The 19,117-nt window shown below is 55.8% G+C and carries 16 protein-coding genes and 1 pseudogene; 11 read left to right on the forward strand and 6 right to left on the reverse strand.

The annotated features are described in order from the left end of the window. Nucleotides 1-75: 75 nt before the first annotated feature. The 3 genes and pseudogenes from ACSZO1_RS15900 to ACSZO1_RS15910 all read right to left on the reverse strand — a co-directional run. Nucleotides 76-372, reverse strand: a pseudogene (locus ACSZO1_RS15900) (DUF2291 family protein); the annotation flags it as partial. A 53-nt stretch (nt 373-425) separates the two neighbouring features. After that, on the reverse strand, nt 426-1,361 hold the full coding sequence (locus tag ACSZO1_RS15905; protein WP_437614263.1) for a D-ribose ABC transporter substrate-binding protein: 936 nt from the start codon (nt 1,359-1,361) through the stop codon (nt 426-428). 72 nt (nt 1,362-1,433) lie between these two features. Next, nucleotides 1,434-2,231, reverse strand: a complete 798-nt coding sequence (locus tag ACSZO1_RS15910) for a GolD/DthD family dehydrogenase (RefSeq protein ID WP_437614264.1) — start codon at nt 2,229-2,231, stop codon at nt 1,434-1,436. Between the two features lie 425 nt (nt 2,232-2,656). Between ACSZO1_RS15910 and ACSZO1_RS15915 the strand changes: the two genes are divergently transcribed. From ACSZO1_RS15915 to ACSZO1_RS15960, 10 genes are all read left to right on the forward strand, one after another. Further along, entirely contained in the window at nt 2,657-3,448 is a 792-nt protein-coding gene (locus ACSZO1_RS15915) for a DeoR/GlpR family DNA-binding transcription regulator (RefSeq protein ID WP_437614266.1), read from the forward strand. Between the two features lie 500 nt (nt 3,449-3,948). Next, nucleotides 3,949-5,757: a methyl-accepting chemotaxis protein gene (locus ACSZO1_RS15920; protein WP_437614268.1), complete on the forward strand. Its 1,809-nt coding sequence runs from the start codon at nt 3,949-3,951 to the stop codon at nt 5,755-5,757. Nucleotides 5,758-6,202: 445 nt separating this feature from the next. Further along, complete coding sequence (locus ACSZO1_RS15925) at nt 6,203-6,718, forward strand: SH3 domain-containing protein (RefSeq protein ID WP_437614270.1); 516 nt, start codon at nt 6,203-6,205, stop codon at nt 6,716-6,718. 99 nt (nt 6,719-6,817) lie between these two features. Further along, entirely contained in the window at nt 6,818-8,038 is a 1,221-nt protein-coding gene (locus ACSZO1_RS15930) for a DotU family type VI secretion system protein (RefSeq protein ID WP_437614292.1), read from the forward strand. After that, nucleotides 8,038-10,149 carry a type VI secretion system membrane subunit TssM gene (tssM, locus tag ACSZO1_RS15935; protein ID WP_437614272.1) on the forward strand — a complete coding sequence of 704 codons (2,112 nt, stop codon included), beginning with the start codon at nt 8,038-8,040 and terminating at the stop codon, nt 10,147-10,149. The genes ACSZO1_RS15930 and tssM overlap by 1 nt, the downstream gene beginning before the upstream one ends. 16 nt (nt 10,150-10,165) lie before the next feature. Continuing rightward, nucleotides 10,166-10,864 carry a type VI secretion system-associated protein TagF gene (gene tagF / locus ACSZO1_RS15940; RefSeq protein ID WP_437614274.1) on the forward strand — a complete coding sequence of 233 codons (699 nt, stop codon included), beginning with the start codon at nt 10,166-10,168 and terminating at the stop codon, nt 10,862-10,864. 41 nt (nt 10,865-10,905) lie between these two features. Continuing rightward, the gene (gene tagH, locus ACSZO1_RS15945; protein WP_437614276.1) at nt 10,906-12,066 is read left to right on the forward strand and encodes a type VI secretion system-associated FHA domain protein TagH; all 1,161 of its coding nucleotides are present in this window, start codon (nt 10,906-10,908) and stop codon (nt 12,064-12,066) included. Then, nucleotides 12,063-12,839, forward strand: a complete 777-nt coding sequence (locus tag ACSZO1_RS15950; RefSeq protein ID WP_437614278.1) for a PP2C family protein-serine/threonine phosphatase — start codon at nt 12,063-12,065, stop codon at nt 12,837-12,839. Before tagH ends, ACSZO1_RS15950 begins: the two co-directional genes overlap by 4 nt. A 14-nt stretch (nt 12,840-12,853) precedes the next feature. Further along, nucleotides 12,854-13,804 (forward strand): hypothetical protein, encoded by a 951-nt coding sequence (locus ACSZO1_RS15955; protein WP_437614280.1) that lies wholly within the window; start codon nt 12,854-12,856, stop codon nt 13,802-13,804. Nucleotides 13,805-13,858: 54 nt separating this feature from the next. After that, entirely contained in the window at nt 13,859-15,280 is a 1,422-nt protein-coding gene (locus ACSZO1_RS15960) for a serine/threonine protein kinase (RefSeq protein ID WP_437614282.1), read from the forward strand. Nucleotides 15,281-15,323: 43 nt separating this feature from the next. Here the strand turns inward: ACSZO1_RS15960 and ACSZO1_RS15965 are convergent, their stop codons facing one another. After that, on the reverse strand, nt 15,324-15,995 hold the full coding sequence (locus ACSZO1_RS15965; protein WP_437614284.1) for a gamma-glutamylcyclotransferase: 672 nt from the start codon (nt 15,993-15,995) through the stop codon (nt 15,324-15,326). 397 nt (nt 15,996-16,392) lie between these two features. Beyond that, nucleotides 16,393-16,623, reverse strand: a complete 231-nt coding sequence (gene chaB, locus ACSZO1_RS15970; protein ID WP_437614286.1) for a putative cation transport regulator ChaB — start codon at nt 16,621-16,623, stop codon at nt 16,393-16,395. Nucleotides 16,624-17,037: 414 nt separating this feature from the next. Here chaB and chaA point away from each other — a divergent pair, with 414 nt between their 5' ends. Then, nucleotides 17,038-18,135, forward strand: a complete 1,098-nt coding sequence (gene chaA / locus ACSZO1_RS15975) for a sodium-potassium/proton antiporter ChaA (RefSeq protein ID WP_437614288.1) — start codon at nt 17,038-17,040, stop codon at nt 18,133-18,135. Between the two features lie 32 nt (nt 18,136-18,167). Here chaA and ACSZO1_RS15980 read toward each other — a convergent pair whose 3' ends face one another. Then, nucleotides 18,168-19,031, reverse strand: coding sequence for a DMT family transporter (locus ACSZO1_RS15980; protein WP_437614290.1), 864 nt, complete (start codon nt 19,029-19,031; stop codon nt 18,168-18,170). Nucleotides 19,032-19,117 lie beyond the last annotated feature (86 nt).

Below are 19,117 nucleotides of genomic sequence, written 5' to 3' on the forward strand. Positions count from 1 at the left end.
GTTCCGGCAGCCTTCAGTGGTCTTTGCAGAGTTAAGACAGGCGGCTTAGCGTTGCACTTCGAACTTGAATCCGCCAGTAACCTGGCCTTTTAGCTGCACGGTAAAGACACAGGGGTTTTCCGGCTGGGCGCGATACCCCAGCTGCTGACAGGCGCTGTCAAAATCTTTTGCGGCCGCCAGGCTTTTCATCAGCTCATCCAGCGGTTTTGCCTCCGCCGTCAGCTGCGGCACTATTTTTTGCTGGTACAGCTGGTCGATATTTGTCAGATGAGGATTGGGCGGATTCTTTAAATCAGCCAGCTCCTGCTGGGACACGATACGGCAGCCGGTTAAGGCCAGGGCGGCAATCGTCAGCCAGGCAGTTCGGGACATCATTCTCTCCTTGCGCCCGCAATGCGGGCGCGACAACGGCAGCGTCCTGCGGGTTAAGATTTAAAGTTGAAATCCTGAACGCCGCTGGCGTTATCCGGCGTGATCAGAATGCCGCGGAACATCACGCGCTGTTTTTCCGGCTTCGCGCCTTTCTGGATATAGTTATCGAGATCCGTCACACCCTGCGCCGCGATGGCCTGCGCCTGCAGCATTACCGTTGCTTTCAGACTGCCCGCTTTCACTGCATCACGCTCATCGTTACTGCCATCGATCCCCACCACGATAACGTCATTACGTCCTGCGGCTTTCAGTGCGGCAATCGCCCCCAGCGCCACCGGGCCATTACCGCAAATCACCCCTTTCACATCCGGGTGCGCCTGCAGAATACTGTCCATAATGCGTTTACCGTCGATCAGCGTGCCTTTGGCATCCTGACGGGCAATGCTCTGCATATCAGGATACTGATCCAGCACCTGGTGGAACGATTTGGAGCGGGTGACACAGTTATTGTCAGCAAGGTTACAGGTCAGTTCGGCGTATTTACCCTTCTCCGCCATTTTCTCGACAAACACGTTGGCAACATCCGAACCTGCCTGGAAGTTGTTGTGGGTGATCTGCACCAGCGCGACGTCATCCACCGGTATTTCACGGTTAATCAGTACCACCGGAATACCGGCATCTTTGGCCTTTTTAATCGCCGCTACGCTGGCGGTGGAGTCGGCGTTATCGAGCACGATGCCCTGCACTTTCTTACCAATAGCGGCATCGATCAATTCACTCTGCTTCTTCACATCTTCGCCGTGGGACAGCACCGTGGTCTTGTACCCCAGCGCCTGCGCTTTCAGGTTGGCGCCTTTGGCTTCGGAAGCGTAATAAGGGTTATCCAGCGAGTTAACCAGGATCATAATGGTGCCTTTTTCGGCCGCGAAGCCTGCCGTGGAAAAACTACAGGCGGCGGCAACAGCTAACAGCGTTAAACGTGTTTTCATAATGATGCTCTCTCTGAGTTATCTTGTTATATGTGGGTACAGACAGGGGTTTCCCCGGCGTCAGCGCGGTGATTACCAGATAGTAAAACCGCCATCGATCATCAGATCGGCGCCAGTGATCATGTCGCTGCCGTTGCTGGCGAAAAACAGCACGGCGGCGGCTATTTCATCCGTATAGGCAAAACGCCCGAGCGGGATCAGTTTCTTCATCGCTTCCCCTTTCTCGCCGCGCCAGGCTTTTTCGCCCATCGGCGTCAGCACCACGGTGGGCGACAGGGTGTTCACATTGATTTTGTGCGGGGCGAACTCCTTCGCCATCACTTTGGTCATACCCAGCAATCCGGCTTTGGCGGAGGTATAGGCAACATGGTTATCGATCACAATCGACGCGGCCTGTGAGGCGATATTAATAATTTTGCCGCCGTTACCGCCGTGAATCATGCGTTTCGCCGCCGCCTGGGCGCAGAGGAATGGCCCGGTGAGATTGACGGCAATCTGCTTCTGCCACTCAGCAAACTCGGTTTCCAGCACTGGCTGTAACATCACATATCCCGCACAGTTGATCAGAATATCCAGCTGGCCGTAACGGGCATCCACCTGATGAAACGCGTTTTCCACCGATGCCGGTTCGGTGACATCACATTCGACAAACTGTACCCGCGCCGGGTCAAACTGTGCCGCCACCTCCGCCACTTTGCTCTGTTCAAAAGCAGGATAAAGCAGCGCCAGCCGTGCGCCCTTCTCCAGCAGCATCTGGTTACTGGCCATGGCAATCCCGCCCAGTCCGCCGGTGACCACCGCCACCTTACCGCTCAGATCCAGACTGGTGTTTACGCCATAGCGCAGACTGACATCGTATTCATTACTCATTGGCCGGCTCTCCTTACGAAACGGCAGGTGACAGGTGGGCGGAAGATGGCGCACGGTTCCGCAAAATGTGGTGCTGATAATCAGACAGCAGCGACGATTTGTTAACTGCTGTGATTTTCGAATAAAAATACAAGCTATCGATTGTTAACAGATTGTGGCGTAGATCAAAACTCAAACAAAAGCATAACACCAAGATAACCCAATGATTTAATGATAAATAATGATAATAAATGACAGTGTGTATGGACAAAAACGGTTAAAAACTGTGTTAAATCAATTACCTCATCGCAATAACATTTTCGAACGAAAATAATTGCACTATGGGTGCTATCTCGCTTTCGCCCGGCGACAGCGTTACTATTTGCTGCAGAAACTGTGGTTAAGCCGGGCCTGAACACGACTATCGGGGAAAGGGAGAATGTCGCTTGAAAAGCAAAAGTGAACAGTTGGCTGATATGCAACAGCGCCGCGATAAGATCCTCGAAATGATCCGTGAGGATGGCACTGTCACGGTCAAAATGCTGACCGAAACCTTTAACCTGACCGAAGCCACTATCCGCACTGACCTGCGCAAACTGCAGCAGGAAGGCTACGTCCAGCGCTATCATGGCGGCGCGACGCTGGTCACCGGCAAGCAGAATACCGGTGCACTGCTGCTGGAGCGGCAGATCCACCTGGAAGCTAAAGACGCCATTGGTCGTCTGGCAGCGCGGCATATCGAAAACGGTGACACAGTGATTTTCGATAGTGGCACCACCACTACCGCAATTGCCAATCACATGGCACATATTCGCAAGTTGTCGGTTATCACCACCGCCGTCAATATTGCGCTAAAGCTGGGCGGTGAACCGGGGATCAATATCCTGCTGACCGGCGGCACCTTCAAGTTTCCCACCCTGTCGACGTCCGGGGAAAAAGCGGCTGGTTTTTTCGAAAATGTGCTGGCGGAGAAGCTGTTTCTCGCCACCGCCTGCATTTCACCGCGTCTCGGGCTGAGTTTTCCCAGCGAAACCGATATCAAAGTGAAAAGCGCGATGATGAAATCGGCCAACACCGTCTATGTGGTGGCTGACTCGAGTAAGATTGATAAAGTGTCGATGTTTGCCCTGCCGTGCGACTGGAGCAATATCCACTATCTGATTACCGACAGCGGCATTTCTCAGCAGTCGATCAACGCCTTCGAAGCACTGGGGGTGAAAGTGCTGGTGGCGGAGTAAGCAGCCAGCCGGAAGCGGCTGTAGCTACCCCTCATGCGGTCTCCGGTGAAACGTCATAAAAAAAGGCGTCCCGTCAGCAGGGAAAACCTGCGTCAGGACGCCTTTATCCAAAGCACTCGCTGCACCGTCAGCGGTAAAGCAAATGCGTGACTTGTTACTGAGTTATTGCAAAGGGTGTGCCAGAATCAGGCCAGACAGATAAGCTGCTCTTTTATCACGGGTTAGCGTAAAAACGTGACAGCGTCACTCCCTTCTGCAACCGTTGTTCGCACTATTGCAACGCAAATTGCGCACATTTTTTGTGCAAATATCAGCCTCACCGCACGCCGCGAACGAACACGAATTACGGCAAAAAGTGTGCCGCCTTACCCGCCCGCAACATTAATTTTACTTCTGTGCATCAGTTATCATAGGAGTTTCTTATATCAGGCAAACAGCGCTCAAGCACAAGCCGAATAAGACCGATATCAGTTGACTGAAACCCCGCTACAGAGGTCATTATGATCAGGTCGATTCGTTTTTCATTTGTTCAACTTTCTTCTATTCGCGCGCGCATACTGGCAATCACCATTGGTTGCGTGGTTATCGCGCTGATGATTAACACCAGCATCAACTACTACGTCACTCAGAAGTACAACAAGCAGTCCATCGACAGCACGCTGGAAGCCGTGACCAGCAGCCATAAAGCCGCGATTGGCGAATGGGTCAGCAGCAAGCTGCTGATGATGGCATCACTGCAGCCGGTGGTACTGAGCGCTGATCCGCTGCCTATGTTTAAGCAGATCGCCAGCGCAGGCGACTTTATTAACGTCTACGCCGGTTACGCCGACAAGAGTTCAAAATTCTCCTCACCGGTCGGCATCCCGGCCGACTATGACCCGACGATCCGCCCATGGTATATCGACGCGATCAAACTCGGTAAAGCGATGGTCACCGCCCCGTATATGGACATGGCAACCAATACGCTGGTGGTGAGCTTTGTGGCACCACTCGAAGGCAATAAAGCGGTGGTGGGTTCCGATGTGTCCATGCAAAGCATCGTTGCCAATGTCAGTTCGATTCGTCCGACACCCTCCAGCGAAGGCTTTCTGATCGACAAGACCGGCGCAATTGTCACGGCGAATGACCCGAAACTGGTGCTGAAACCCGTGCAGGAACTGGCACCGGATCTGGATGTGGCCGCGCTGATCGCTGCTGATAAACCCCTGCAGGCGCATATCAACGGCGCGGCAAAACTGATGCGTGCACAGGCTGTACCCGGCACCGACTGGTATCTGGTGGTGGCGCTCGACGAGCAGGAAGCCACTGCCGGTATGCGTTCACTGATCACGGCGTCCGGTTTCTCACTGGTACTGCTGGCGCTGGCTGCCGCAGCGCTGATCAGTGTGCTGATTGGCGCGCTGATGCGCCGCCTGCTGACCATCCGCGATGCCATGCTGGCGATCAGCTCCGGCGATAACGACCTCACCCAGCGTCTACCGGAAAATGGCCACGACGAAGTGACGCAGATTGCTGCCGCCTTTAACATCTTTATTGAGAAGCTGGCGAGCGTGATGGGACAGCTGCGTGATGCCAGCGCCTCGGTGCAGGTGGCAGCTAATGAGATTGCCACCGGTAACAAAGACCTGTCCGGTCGTACTGAACAGGCGGCGGCAAACTTACGTGAAACCGTCAGCTCTATCGACGCGATTACCGCTTCAGTCGGTCACTCGACTCAGTCGGAGATCGAAGCCAACCAGCAGGCGGCAGCAGCGTCAGAAGCCGCGCAGCGCGGAGGTTCAGTGGTGTCCAATGTGATTAGCACCATGAACGATATCGAAAAAGCGTCAGCAAAAATCGGCGATATCATCAGCGTCATCGACGGCATTGCTTTCCAGACCAATATCCTGGCGCTGAACGCCGCCGTGGAAGCAGCCCGTGCCGGTGAACAGGGTCGCGGTTTCGCTGTCGTGGCTGGTGAAGTCCGTAACCTTGCCCAGCGCAGTGCGCAGGCAGCGAAAGAGATTAAAACGCTGATCGATAGCACCACCCACAGCGTGGCAAGCGGTTCGAAGTTCGTGCGTATGGCGGGTGAAAGCATGGAGGAGATTGTCGCCAGTGTGGCCAGCGTTTCCGGCATCATGGCGGGGATCAGCCAGGCCAGCGACGAGCAGATGCGTGGTATTCAGGGCGTTAACCAGGCCGTCAGCCGTCTGGATGAGATGGTGCAGCAGAATGCGGAGCTGGTGGTCGAATCCGCCGCCGCGGCAGGTGCTCTGCAATTCCAGGCCAATGAACTGGCGGACACGGCCGGTCATTTCCGTCTCTGAGACGCTCCCCGTCGCACTGACGGGGCGTCATTCTGTACGGATAAACTCTGAATTATCACTGCCCTGTTTTGCCGGATGAAGCCCCTTTCATCCGGCAGAATGATAAAAAAACCTTATCAGTTTATTTCCCGGTCAAATTCTCCCCACCTGATACAGCTTAATTATCCCTGTTACATCTTCCATTAATTATAAGTTCATTTAATCAAAATGCCGTTAAATCAGATGCCTGGCAGTACCAGTGATGACTTTATCGCCAGCGCTATCACGATAATGATTATCATGCAATAGTTTTAAATCTCAAAAGTGTCAGGTAGACTGAGCACAACTTTATGTTTCTGTAAAAATAAGCAATTTTTAGAGCCAGACGCGCCCGTGAATGGACGAAGGAAAAGCCTTCATCTGCGCGTTTTTCCGCCATTTTTTCTGGCATTGTCCAGACTCCCTGATGATACTCACGAGGATCATAGTGAAAATTCGTATCGCGTTGACGCTGCTTGCTGTGCTTACTGTGGCCGGATGTAAAGCCCCGCCACCGCCTTTGACGGACGATACTCTGGTCACCAGCAACGTGGCGGGCGTGACGCTGACCCATCGCTATGCGGTACAGCCCCCTGCCAGCTTCACGCCTGTGAATGAAACCTGGCGCGCGCTGTATAACGCGTCAGTGATGACCACACCGGATTACAGCGGTAAAGTGGTGCGTTATCTGGAAAACGGCAAGCCGTTTACCGTACTGGGTGAAGTGGAAAACCACTGGCTGGCTATCGCTGAAGCCGACCAGACGCAGCTGATCGGCTACGTGCCACTGAAAGCCGGTGTGCCCAGCGATCGTTATGATGCGACCGTGCGCAGCGACCGCCCACGGCCACGCAAAGCGGCGAAACAACAGGTTTGCGTCGATGTCGGTGGCGCCAGCAAAGCCTGTCAAAATAGCAAGACCGCGACCTGGATTCTCGAATAATCCAACCGCTTCGAAAGGCGCAATGATGCGCCTTGCTGCTTGTTCAACATGTGAAAGCGCCTGATGGAACAGACGTTAAGCCAGGATTTACCACAGCAAATGACGCCGGAACTTGCCGCCCGCGACCTGCCAGATACGGGCGCAGAAAACCCATTACTTGACGCAGCCGCGCCCTTACTGAATGCGATTGTGCAGATTCGTCTGGCCGCAACCCACGACGATCCCGCAGGCCTGCGTCATCAGTTAGTCGATGAAATTCGCCAGTTTGAAACCCGGTGCAAACAGTCTGACCTGCCGTTTGAGATGATTATCGGTGCCCGTTACTGTCTGTGCACCGTGCTGGATGAAGCCGCTGCGCAAACGCCATGGGGCACACGTGGCGTCTGGTCCGGCAACGGTTTGCTGGTGACGTTTCATAACGAGAGCTGGGGCGGCGAGAAATTTTTCCAGTTGCTTTCCCGTATTTCGCAGTCGCCGCAGCAGCACCTGCGGCTGCTGGAAGTGATCCACTACTGCCTGCTGCTCGGCTATGAAGGCCGCTACCGCGGCATGGATAATGGCCGTGCGCAGTGCGACACAATTCGTGTACGCCTGGCGCAGCTGATTGACGCGACCCGCGGTGGCGCCGATCAGCCGCTCTCCACACAGGTGGTGGTACGTCCGCAACAGAGCCATCTGTGGCGTCCACCTGTGCCGTTATGGGCCTGCTTTGCCGTCACTGCGTTTATCGCCTGCATGATTTACAGCGGCCTGAACTGGCGGCTGGCCGATACCGCAGAACCTTTGCTGCGTGAAATCTATCAGACACCTCTGCCGCAGATTAAAAGCAGCCGCAATGCAAGCTCGCCGCAGGGGCTGCTCGATCTGCGCAAACCGCTCAGCGATGTGATCGCCGCCGGTCAGCTGGAAGTCAGCGACGGGCCTTTTGGCAGCAAAGTGATGCTGTCGAGCGACAAACTGTTTGATAACGGTGTCACCTCACTGAATCCGGTCGGCCGGGCGCTGATTGCCCGTGTGGCGGCAGCAATGCTGGATATTAAGGGGACCGTGGTGGTGACGGTGTATACCGACGATCAGCCGCTGCGCAGCGCCCGTTTTGCCTCTAACTACGAATATTCGCAGGCGCTGGCGCGCACCATTGCCATGCAGCTGGAACAGCAGCTGGCGGATAATCATGAAATCCGCGCTGAAGGCCGTGGCGACAGTGACGCCCTGCTGCCCAATGACAGCGCGGAAAACCGCGCCCATAACCGCCGCGTTGAGATTACCCTGTTTGCCGCGCCTGAACCGGCTAGCAGGGGCAACAAAGGAACGCCGTGATGCGTAACGCTCTCTATTCTCTGCTCACCAGCCGCCTGCTGTGGGGCTTTATTGGCATTACTGCTCTCGCCAGCGTCATCTGGATGCTCGGCCCGTTGCTGATGCTGAATGGCCTGCCGCTGCTGGAAGCGCCACTGCATCGCCAGATGCTGATCGGTATCTGCTATTTCCTGTGGATTGTGTTTCAGCTGATCCCGCGGCTGTACAGCGCCTGGTTTAACAACAAGCTGCTGCATAATCTGCAGCACAGTCAGGTGGACCAGGGCGAGCTGATGGCAACCGAAGAACTACTCACCAGCCGTTTTAATCAGGCCGCCACGCTGCTGAAAAAAGCACAGTTCACCCAGCCGGGACAGCGCGGCTGGCTGCAGCGTTTCAGTGCCCGTTATCTCTACCAGCTGCCGTGGTATATGATTGTCGGCGCACCCGGTGCCGGTAAAACCACGGCGCTGATCAACTCGGGTCTGGACTTTCCACTGACGGACAGCCTCGGCAAACAGGCGATACGCGGCGTCGGTGGCACCCGCCATTGCGACTGGTGGTTTACCGATCGCGCCGTACTGCTCGATACCGCCGGACGCTACACCCTGCAGGAAAGTATGCGCGCCCGCGATGCCAGCGAGTGGCACACTTTTATCAATCTGCTGAAACACTATCGCGCACGTCAGCCGATCAACGGCGTGATTATCACCATCAGCGTGGCAGATCTGCTCAGCGACTCCGCCGAAGCGCGTTTTTGTCAGGCCAGCGCACTGCGCCAGCGTATGGCGGAATTGCACCAGCAGACCGGTATCCATTTCCCGGTCTATGTGATGGTGACCAAGACTGACCTGCTGAAAGGTTTTATGAGTTACTTTGCCGGGCTCGACAAAGCCCAGCGCGAACAGACCTGGGGCTTCACCTTTCCCTGGGAACCGAGCCGCGACAGCGAACGCACACTGAACAGCCTGTTCGATCAGCAGTTCCGTCAGCTGGCTGCGCGTCTTTCCGCCGATCTGGCTACCAAAATGGCGCAGGAAAACGATCTGGCGCAGCGTGCCGACTGTTTCCTGTTCCCACAGGAGTTCGCCTCACTGCGTCCGCTGCTGGCAGAGTATCTGGACATTATCTTCTCACCGCAACAGGGTGACGTGGCCTGGTCCGCGCGCGGGCTGTTCTTTACCAGCGGCACGCAGGAAGGCCTGCCATTTGACCGCGTAATGGGCGAACTGACGCGTAAACTGCAGTTACCACAGGCGCATCGCCACTCTATCGCCAGCTGGGACAGCGTGAACCGCGCTGCGCCAATCCCGGCCAGTAAAGGCCAGAGCTTCTTTATCCGCGACCTGCTCAGCGAAGTGATCTTCAAAGAGAGCGGTCTGGCGGGCAGCGACCGCTCCTGGGAATACCGCAACCGGCTGCTGCACTGGATCGGCTATGCTTCGCTGGCGGCGATGTTGCTGGTCGCCAGCGGCTGGTGGGCAGTCAGCTACTATCAGAACCAGCATTATCTGCAGCAAATTGCCACCCGCATCACGCCGCTGACACAACAGGCACGACAGTTCAGCGAGGCAGATACCGGAGATATTATCGATCTGCTACCCTTCTTAAATAATCTGGTTAAGTTACCGCAGCCGGAGGCATTTTCGCTTGATCATCCGCCGCTGAGTGCACGCGCCGGATTATACCGTGGCGACCAGGTCAGCGATGCGGCCTGGGCGCTGTACCAGAATGCCTTACGCTCCCTGCTGTTACCACGCGTGGCGCGACAGATTACCGCCACCCTGCGCAATGACCGTGGTAATGGCAGTGAATTCAGCCGCAATGCACTGCGTGCTTATCAGATGCTGTATCAGCCGCGTAATTACGACGGTGAATTTCTGCGCGGCTGGGTGATGCAGAATTTTCAGCGCAGCTTACCGACAGAGGTGACCACGCGCGATCTGCAACAGCTTGACTGGCATCTCAGCCAGCTGCTGGACCGGCAGATCCAGACGTCGCCCTATGCGCGTGATAATGCGTTAATGATGCGTAAACTGGCGGATAATCTTGAGAAGGCAGGTGATAACGCGCCTGTGCTGGCGTTAGCCCCCGGCGTGCTGATGCCGCCGGCTTCCCGGAAGCTTAATTAATCCGAAGGATAAGGTTATGCCAGAAAGAATTAGCCTTGGCTTGTATGGCAAGCTGCCACGCACCGGTGATTTTATTCAGCGCCGTCTGGCTGAGCCGGTTGTCGCCAGCTGGTCGAACTGGTTCCAGCAAGGGTTAACCTACTGGCACCATCACAGTGGCGCCTGCAGCGACGAGTTTCTGCGCGCGCCGGTATGGAATTTTGTTCTGCCTGCCACCACTGGCGTGCAGCGGGTGCAGATGGGCTGTTTACTGCCGTCGCGTGACCGGGTGGGCCGCGCATGGCCACTGCTGGCGCTGCGCAGCTTCGCCCCTGCGGACTGGCACCCGGCGCAGCTGGCCATTTCAGGCGACTGGTTTCAGTCGCTGGGCGACACACTGCTGCACGCTGTGCGTGATGAAGTGACGCCGGAGGAACTGGAGGCCATGCTGCTGGCCCTGCCATCGCTCTCGGTGCCGGGCAATCAGCGTTCGGCGATTATGGATGTGATTGGCTATCAGGATTTACCCTGCACGCTAAGCTGGCGTGAGGTGGCGGATCGGTTCGATCCGCAACAATATATCAGTTACTGGTGGAGCAACCGCAGCGACGGTTATTCCCATGCAACCCATAAACACAGCGGCAAACTGACCGCACAGCTGTTTTCGTTACTGTTTAATCCGGCGTCCGGTGCACCGCCGGGGCGTAACGGGCTCTATCCGCCCATGTTCGAATAGCGCCTTTTTGCCATTCTGGCCTTTTGAAGCAGAGATAACTCATGCGATTTACCATTGTGCAGAGCAAAACGCCGCTGCCGCAAACGGCGTTTGATTTTCAGCAGCCAGGGGGAACAATTGGTCGCAGCGTCGACAATGACCTGGTGTTGCCTGATGAAGACCGTGCAATTTCCCGCCTGCAGGCGCTGGTGCATATCGCCGCCAATGGCGAATGCCGTCTCACCAATCGCGGTAGTGTCACCCCGGTGGTGCTGAACGGTCAGCCACTGGCGCGCGGCAGCCAGGTGGAACTACACCACGGCGATACACTCGGGATTGGTGAATATGAAATCAGCGTCAGCGAGCCGAGCCGCACCGTGCCCCCTCCTCCGGCGACACCCGATTTGCTGGCCCTGTTTGGCGCAGACGATCACCCCCATCACGATCCGCTTGGCATGCACAGTGATGAACTGCTGACCAGCAGCGAAGGCTCGCGCCCTGCGGCCGATCCTGCCTCATCGCTGGCGCATAAACACAGCAGTGCGCGGCTGGATATCGACCCGCTGCCACATGCCGCACGCGAACCGGACGCATCATCAGATGCCGGTCACGAAGAGAAATTACTGCGCGCTCTGCTGGAAGGCATGGGTCTTGACGCCAGTCAGGGCGAGGCGCTGACAGAAGACGATATGCGTATGACCGGGCGCATGCTGAGCCTGTTTTCGCAGGGTACCGTGGCGCTGCTCTCCTCGCGTTCGATTCTGAAGCGTGGCGTTAAAGCTGAAATGACCATGATTCTGAACGAAGCCAATAACCCGTTCAAAATCCTGCCCTCCGGTAAAACGGTGCTGATGCAGATGTACCAGAGCCAGATGCCTGGTTTTATGCAGCCGGAACAGGCAGTGCGCGACGCGCTGGTCGATTTGCAGGCGCACCAGCTTGGCATGATCGCTGGCATCCGTGCGATTATCGCCGCAATGCTGCAGTCCTTTAATCCGCAGCGGCTGGAAGAGAGTGCGCGCCGTGATGGTGTCGAGAGCAAAATGCCCTTCGCTGCCGCGCGCAAAGCGGCAATGTGGGACTATTTTGTCCGCAACTACCAGCATACCTCCGGCGAAATTGAAGACGATTTCCACACGCTGTTCGGCGAAGCTTTCCTGCACGCCTATGACGTCGAGGTCAACCAGTATAAAGATTCCCAACTGAAAGCGGACGACGAATGAAGATGACTTTTGCCTCCACGTCACAGATTGGCGGACGTGACAGCAATCAGGATCTGACCGGCAGCCTGGCAGGCGAACACCGCGCCTGTTTTCTGGTGTGTGACGGTGTCGCCGGATTACCTGGCGGCGATAAAGCCGCACTGATCGCGCGCGACCGGTTGCTGAGCGAGCTGACAGAGGACCGGCATTTCTCGCCGCAGGAAACCCGTCAGGCAGTGGAAAAATGCGAGCGTTCTATCCGTGAAGCGCAGCAGATAAATCCGAAATTTTCCCGCATGAGTACCACCCTGGCTGCCCTGTTTATCGACCGTTCCCACCAGCTGGCATGGTGGGCGCACGCAGGTGACAGCCGCATTTATCACTTCCGCCGCGGCTTTATTCATCAGGTCACACGCGACCATAGTCTGGCGCAACAGATGAAAGATGCCGGATATGAAAATACCGGAATTAACAGTAATTTACTCTATAATGCGCTCGGCGCTGAAGTGACGCGCGACGCCAGTTACAGCGATGTTCTGGAACTGGAAGATGGCGATGCCTTTCTGGTCTGTACCGATGGCTTCTGGCTGTCCCTGAGCGAGGAAGAGATGGAGCAGGCACTGCGTATGGTGAACTCGCCGCAGGAGTGGCTGGCGCTGATGCAGAATGCTATCAATCGCAGCAGTAAAAGCGATAACTTAAGCGCCGTTGCGGTGTGGATGGGTTCGCCACAGGAAACAACGTTATTACAATCACTGGCTGATTCGGCGCGCTTTCTGCCGCCACGCGATTAACACCAAGGAACGTTATGAAATACTGGTTGCCCGGCGTTATGACATTGTTGATGGCTTCTGCCGCCAGCGCAGAGGATTATCGGGTAGTCTATTCACCCAGTCTGGAGCTGGAAGTCTTTCTCGATAATGTCGAGAGCAGCGCCCCACAGGACTGGTGTCAGCCAATACTGCAGTTGCGCATTGTCTCCGGCGAGAGCAAGGAGTCGCAGGTGCTGGATGGTTTCCTGCCGCGGGTGGGCGCGTTGCTGACCAATCAGTGCGGTAAACTGGAAGAGTTACCGTGGCAGATGACGGATAAACAGGGTTCCGTGCTGGCAACCGGTACAGCCGCAAAACTGCAGAACTGGCGGCCTATCGTCACTGCCGATGCCACGGCGACGGCCACGGCAAGTAACGCGGCACCGCTCGACCTGTCGCGCCCGGCGGATAATCAGCCATTACAGCATTTCGACCTGCCCGGCGGCTGTCACTTCCGTACCTGGTGGGATGATAACGGCCAGTCGCTGTTTATTCCTGATGATCGCACGATGAGCTGCTCCACCAAAGGCTGGCTGGAGGGGGGCTCGCAGCTGCAGCTCACCCGTGACGGGAAAACCACGCCGCTCAATGTCTGGTTCTGGCAGGGTTATCCGCTGCAGAATATGCGTCCGGAGAAAAGCGCGCTGGAGGTGGTGGCGATCAACTATCAGCGTATGGTGCTGGCGAATAAAGATGCGCCTGACAGCTGGCTGCTGCTGCCCTTTGATTCGCGCCTGCACCTCTGGTCATTTAACGGCGTCTTGCTGGTGAAAATGAGTAAAGAACAGGCCGCCGATCCGGGAGCGGTAAAAACTCGCGTCGATGCTCTGAAGCAAAGCTGGTCAGCGCACTATGATGCGAAGGTGAAGCTGAATGTGTTGTTGATCGACGAACTGCATGCTGATCTTGCCGACCCGGCAATTGGCGCATACCGTACCCTTAATTAATTGCAGGCGTAGTGCCTGCTGTCGTCAGGCTGAAGCGCTCAGAGAATGTCAAATATGTCGGCAAATGAGAATAAAACGGTGCCCAATGCGCTCCCTGCCGGACACCGTTTCAATGAATTCGAGATCAAAGAAGTCATCGGCGGCGGTGGGTTCGGCATCGTCTATCGCGCCTGGGATCACCTGTTAGAGCGCACCATCGCCATCAAAGAGTATATGCCGGTGTCGCTGGCGATCCGTAATGAGGATCTTAGCCTGGGGCTGCGCGGCGAACGCTTCCATAAAATCTTCCAGGCCGGTCTGAACAGCTTTATTCAGGAAGCCCGCCTGCTGGCGCGTTTTAACCATCCAGGCCTGCTGCACGTGCTGCGTTTCTGGGAAGAGAACGGCACCGCTTACATGGGGACACTGTACTACAGCGGCATGACGCTGAAAGAGTGGCAGATCACCAGCCCGCAGAGTATTGATGAGGCATGGATTCGTCAGCTGCTGCCACCGCTGTTTGGCGCGATTAACACTATCCACCGCGCAGGCTATCTGCATCGCGATATCTCACTGGATAATATTCAGATCCAGGAAAACCAGCTGCCAGTATTGCTGGATTTTGGTTCTGCGCGTAAAGAGATTGGCAACCTGGCGGATGAAACCGAAATCATGCTGAAACCCGGTTTCGCGCCGATAGAACAGTACAGCGAAGAGAGCGAAGACGAGCAAGGACCGTGGACCGATATCTACGCGCTGGGTGCCGTACTGCATACCCTGATTGCCGGCAATCCACCGCCTGCCAGCGTGGTGCGCAGTATCGAAGACAGTTACCAGCCGCTGGCCTCGCTGCAGCCGCAGGGCTACTCGCTGCCGCTGCTGCATGCAGTCGACTGTGCGCTGGCGATGAAGCCGGAAGATCGCCCGCAAAGTATTGATGAGTTTGCTGCGCTGATCGATCTGCCGGTCAGCGATGTGCAGCAACTGGTTACCGCGGTGAATGCACCGCTGGAAGAACTGGCGGAACCTGAGAGTGTGCTCCCGGCTGAAAGCGTCATTCTGGCCGTCAATCCGGCGGCAGGCGCAGCAGAACCGGTGACACCACCGGTACGTCGCCGCCTGTCACCTGCACTGCTGGCACTCAGCGTCTGTGCGCTGGTCGTGGTCGTGGCGCTGGCGGTGGTGCTGAACAGTGGCGATGACTCTGACGCAGGTGTGGAGCATGCGGCATCAGCAGCGAACAGCGCAGCGGCGGCCAGCAGCCAGCCGGTGAAAAGCGCGCCGGTGATGGCGACAGTGTATCTGAAGTTACGTGCGGGGGAGACTCTGCTGCTTAATGGCGCAGCGGCGGATGTGAAACCCAATAACAGTGGCTATGCCGCACTGAATCTGGCGGCGGGCGAATATAAGATTGAGGTACGTCAGCAGGACCGCGTGCATACGCAGACGCTGAAAATCGAACGCGCCGGCACCTGGCTGATTAATCCGGGAAGTTAAGCCGCTATCACCCACTCTGGCAGGCAGCAGCCTGCCAGAGATCTTAATGCGGCGTGACGCCCGCCTGTAACACCCGCACGCGCTGTGCCAGATCAGTCATACACTCATCATGCATGCCACGTTTCGCCAGCTCCTGTTCGAGGGAAAACAGATACTGCGCATTGGTGCCCAGCGGTCCGCTGGCGCGGGCAATTAATGGCGCAATCGTCTGGCTGCAGGAATCCGCTTCATACAGCGGATGGCGCGGGTCCATAATAAATACCAGTGCCGTCACACAGCGGCCATCTTCCAGCTGCAAATCACACCAGGTTGGCAGATAGCAGCCGGTAATCATCTCGCGCTTCCACAGCAGTTCCAGCTCTTCATGCAGCTGCGCTTCCGGCAGACGAAAGGCCAGTCCACGCGTGTTGCCGCCCTCTTTCAGCGCCAGCATCCTGCCCGGCTGATGGTGCGTACCGCGCCCCGCCGTGAGACGTAAACAGAATGCCCGATGCCAGCCGTGCAGCGTACCGCTGGCCACTTCTTCAGATTCGAACACCGGATTCCACATCAGTGAGCCATAGCCGAAAATCCATACCGGACTGTTATCCGGGCGGCAGGCCAGCGTCGCCGCCAGAGACGATGCGCGCTGTTCACAGGTCCACAGCAACGACTCATCAATCGCGCCAAACGCTGTTTTACAGTCAGCTTTTAATAAGAAATCCCGCGTTAACATATGAACCTCCACACCACTGCTCCGCTTCCCTGCCACTGACAACAACTTTTCCTTCAGTATCTCATTATTTGTCTCACACTTATTGTGCTTACTTTGATGACCTTATCATTTCCTGCGTGGCAATCAAGTTTGAAGACGATCACAAAAGAAAAAAGTGAAACTGGCAACACACTGTTCTGGCACGCTGACTGCAAAAGGCTGCCGGCAAACGCTTCCCCGTCTCCTGTCGCGCAGCGGCGAGATGGGCGCATGACCTGGCAACTGCTTCAGTACCCGTGCAAAAGTGTCATTAATTCCATCGGCACGCCAGCGGGGTTCTTGAGCGCAGCAAGACATATTTTATTCAGCTGTGGCGCTGAGTCACACTCAGCGTGGTTTATGCGGATTTCTCTCAGTCTTATGATTTTTTATGCCATTTATCATCTTCCCCCTTTTCATACTTATGTTTCACTGCCGCCCAGGCGACCTTATGCGCCACTTCTTCCCGTGATTCATTACCGCGCCGTTCGTCCGGGTCCTTGTATTGCTCCCAGGCATGATTAAACGCCTCTTTATAGATCTCCTGCGCATGGGCGGGCAGCACATTTTGCACGTTTTCAGGCAGATCGGATTTACTGTGATAAGGCATATTTCTTCTCCATCTCAGGGTGTTGTTTCAAGCCTGGCAAGCTGATGGTGAAATGCAAATCGCATGGAAATCGGGAATCAGAAAAAAATGACCAATACACACCATTTAGTTATCTTATCCAGACAATAAACCTGATAAAAAACACTAATAACTTTATTTTTATATGATGTAACCAATTAATAATTATAAATAAAAAATAATATGCATCAACTAATCTGAATTTGAGAGATGATTTCATCATAAATCGTAAAATTAAGTAAAAATACAATGGTTATACGATTCAGCTTGTTACACTATTCGCGCTGGTAAAATAAACAAATTGCCATCATGGTTAACGATAATGTTGCGAAACATCACGCTTAGAGGCCTGCGTTCGGGTTTCTGCCAATTGCACAGTTAAGGAGATGAATGCCGATGGGAACACATGACGGCGCGAAAACACGCCATACCGAATACACACTGCTTTTTCCTGTTGCGGCACTGGGCGTGCTGGCAATGTGGGGCACAACCTCATCCCTGCCGGCCGTTATTGCCATTAACCTGCTGGCGCTGGTCGCCATTCTCAGCAGCGCATTTAGCGTCGTACGTCACGCCGATGTGCTGGCGCACCGCCTGGGTGAACCCTATGGCTCACTGATCCTCAGCCTGTCAGTGGTGATCCTTGAAGTCAGCCTGATTTCCGCCCTGATGGCGACAGGCGACGCCGCTCCCGCGCTGATGCGCGATACGCTGTACTCGATCATTATGATTGTCACCGCCGGACTGGTGGGCTTCGCCCTGCTGCTGGGTGGACGCAAATTCGCCACCCAGTACGTTAACCTCGCCGGGGTAAAGCAGTACCTGATTGCCATCTTCCCGCTGTCGATTCTGGTGCTGGTGTTTCCCAACGCGCTACCGGGCGGTAATTTTACGACGGCCCAGGCGCTGCTGATTGCCGCCATTTCTGCGTCGATGTACGGCGTGTTCCTGCTGATTCAGACCAAAACCCACCAGAATCTGTTTGTTTATGAGCATGAGGATGACAGTGATGATGGCGACCCGCATCACGGCAAGCCGTCCGCGCACAGCAGCCTGTGGCATACGCTGTGGCTGCTGGTCCATCTGGTGGCGGTGATTAGCGTCACCAAAATGAATGCCAATCCGCTGGAATATCTGCTGACAGAACTCAATGCGCCGGAACAGTTCACCGGTTTCCTCGTGGCATTACTGATTCTGTCACCAGAGGGGCTTGGCGCGATTCGGGCAGTACTGGCGAATCAGGTGCAACGCGCGATGAATCTGTTCTTCGGTTCAGTACTGGCGACCATCTCACTGACCGTACCCGCGGTATCGATTATCGCCACCCTGACCGGTCAGGAGCTGATTTTTGGCCTTGAAGCGCCGCATATGGTGATGATGACGGCAGTGCTGATTCTGTGCCATATCTCCTTCTCCACCGGGCGTACTAATGTGCTTAACGGTGCCGCGCATCTGGCATTGTTTGTCGGCTATCTGATGACAATTATGCTGTAATGCTGACGGGCGGTGCATCGCACCGCCCTGTTTCACCGCACCCCGCGTGCCATCATCCGCCAGCGATACCACAGCTGCGCGCCCAGAATCAGTATCCCGCCCAAAATCTGCTGTAACGGCAGACGCTCGCCATACCAGATCGCGGCGGCAATTACCGTAAACAGCGGTTCCAGCAGCATAATCAGCGCCGCGCTGGAAACCGCCGCGTATTTTTGTCCCTGCAACTGCAGGCCAAAACGCAGGCTGGTGGCAATCAGAATGCTGGCCACCAGCCATGCCGCGGTCGTGGCGGTAAAGGGTTGTGGCCAGGATTCGAAACACAGAGAGATAAGCAGGCCGCACACGCCGGTGACACCCAGCTGCAAGGTCGTCAGCGGAATCAGTGGAACCAGACGCGCACAACGGCTGGTATAGCAGAAAGAGATGGACTGCACGATCGCCGTCAGCAGGAACCAGCCCTGGCTGGCATGAAACGTCACCGGAACCCGCAGGCTCAGCAACGCCAGGCCGATTACCGCCAGTGGCAGGCACTCCCAGTAAGCACGCGAGGGACGGATCTGCATCATTCCCCAGGCGGCAAAGGGCGCAAAAATCATCGCCAGGCTCATCATAAACGCCCCTTCCCCCAGCGACGGGGTGGTGGATACTGACCAGATCCACAGGCACATGTTAAGTGCCATCCACAGGCCGCTAATAGCAAGCGGACGCCAGTACTGGCGGTCGATGCGCTGCCCGCGACAAAATGGCAGCAGCACCAGCGCTGCACAGAAGAAACGTATGCCGAGAAAGGCAAACACGGGCATCATCGCCACGGATTCGCGGGAGAAGATCCAGCCACAGGCCGCGATAAGAGTGGTCAGCAGCAGGAGAACATCCGCTTTCCGTTGAGGTGACATATTTCCGTTCCTGGCGGATTCAACTCCGAAGTGCAACGCTAAGCCGCCAATCTTAGCTCTGCAAACACCACAGACGGTTGCCTGAA

Source organism: Erwinia sp. V71, from assembly GCF_965644245.1.
Lineage (GTDB): Bacteria > Pseudomonadota > Gammaproteobacteria > Enterobacterales > Enterobacteriaceae > Erwinia.

Bases quoted from the DNA above. Each gene is read 5' to 3' on its own strand.
- ACSZO1_RS15905 (WP_437614263.1), bottom strand. From the start codon at position 1,361: ATGAAAACACGTTTAACGCTGTTAGCTGTTGCCGCCGCCTGTAGTTTT.
- ACSZO1_RS15910 (WP_437614264.1), bottom strand. From the start codon at position 2,231: ATGAGTAATGAATACGATGTCAGTCTGCGCTATGGCGTAAACACCAGT.
- ACSZO1_RS15920 (WP_437614268.1), top strand. From the start codon at position 3,949: ATGATCAGGTCGATTCGTTTTTCATTTGTTCAACTTTCTTCTATTCGC.
- ACSZO1_RS15925 (WP_437614270.1), top strand. From the start codon at position 6,203: ATGATACTCACGAGGATCATAGTGAAAATTCGTATCGCGTTGACGCTG.
- ACSZO1_RS15930 (WP_437614292.1), top strand. From the start codon at position 6,818: ATGACGCCGGAACTTGCCGCCCGCGACCTGCCAGATACGGGCGCAGAA.
- tssM (WP_437614272.1), top strand. From the start codon at position 8,038: ATGCGTAACGCTCTCTATTCTCTGCTCACCAGCCGCCTGCTGTGGGGC.
- tagF (WP_437614274.1), top strand. From the start codon at position 10,166: ATGCCAGAAAGAATTAGCCTTGGCTTGTATGGCAAGCTGCCACGCACC.
- tagH (WP_437614276.1), top strand. From the start codon at position 10,906: ATGCGATTTACCATTGTGCAGAGCAAAACGCCGCTGCCGCAAACGGCG.
- ACSZO1_RS15950 (WP_437614278.1), top strand. From the start codon at position 12,063: ATGAAGATGACTTTTGCCTCCACGTCACAGATTGGCGGACGTGACAGC.
- ACSZO1_RS15955 (WP_437614280.1), top strand. From the start codon at position 12,854: ATGAAATACTGGTTGCCCGGCGTTATGACATTGTTGATGGCTTCTGCC.
- ACSZO1_RS15960 (WP_437614282.1), top strand. From the start codon at position 13,859: ATGTCGGCAAATGAGAATAAAACGGTGCCCAATGCGCTCCCTGCCGGA.
- ACSZO1_RS15965 (WP_437614284.1), bottom strand. From the start codon at position 15,995: ATGTTAACGCGGGATTTCTTATTAAAAGCTGACTGTAAAACAGCGTTT.
- chaB (WP_437614286.1), bottom strand. From the start codon at position 16,623: ATGCCTTATCACAGTAAATCCGATCTGCCTGAAAACGTGCAAAATGTG.
- chaA (WP_437614288.1), top strand. From the start codon at position 17,038: ATGGGAACACATGACGGCGCGAAAACACGCCATACCGAATACACACTG.
- ACSZO1_RS15980 (WP_437614290.1), bottom strand. From the start codon at position 19,031: ATGTCACCTCAACGGAAAGCGGATGTTCTCCTGCTGCTGACCACTCTT.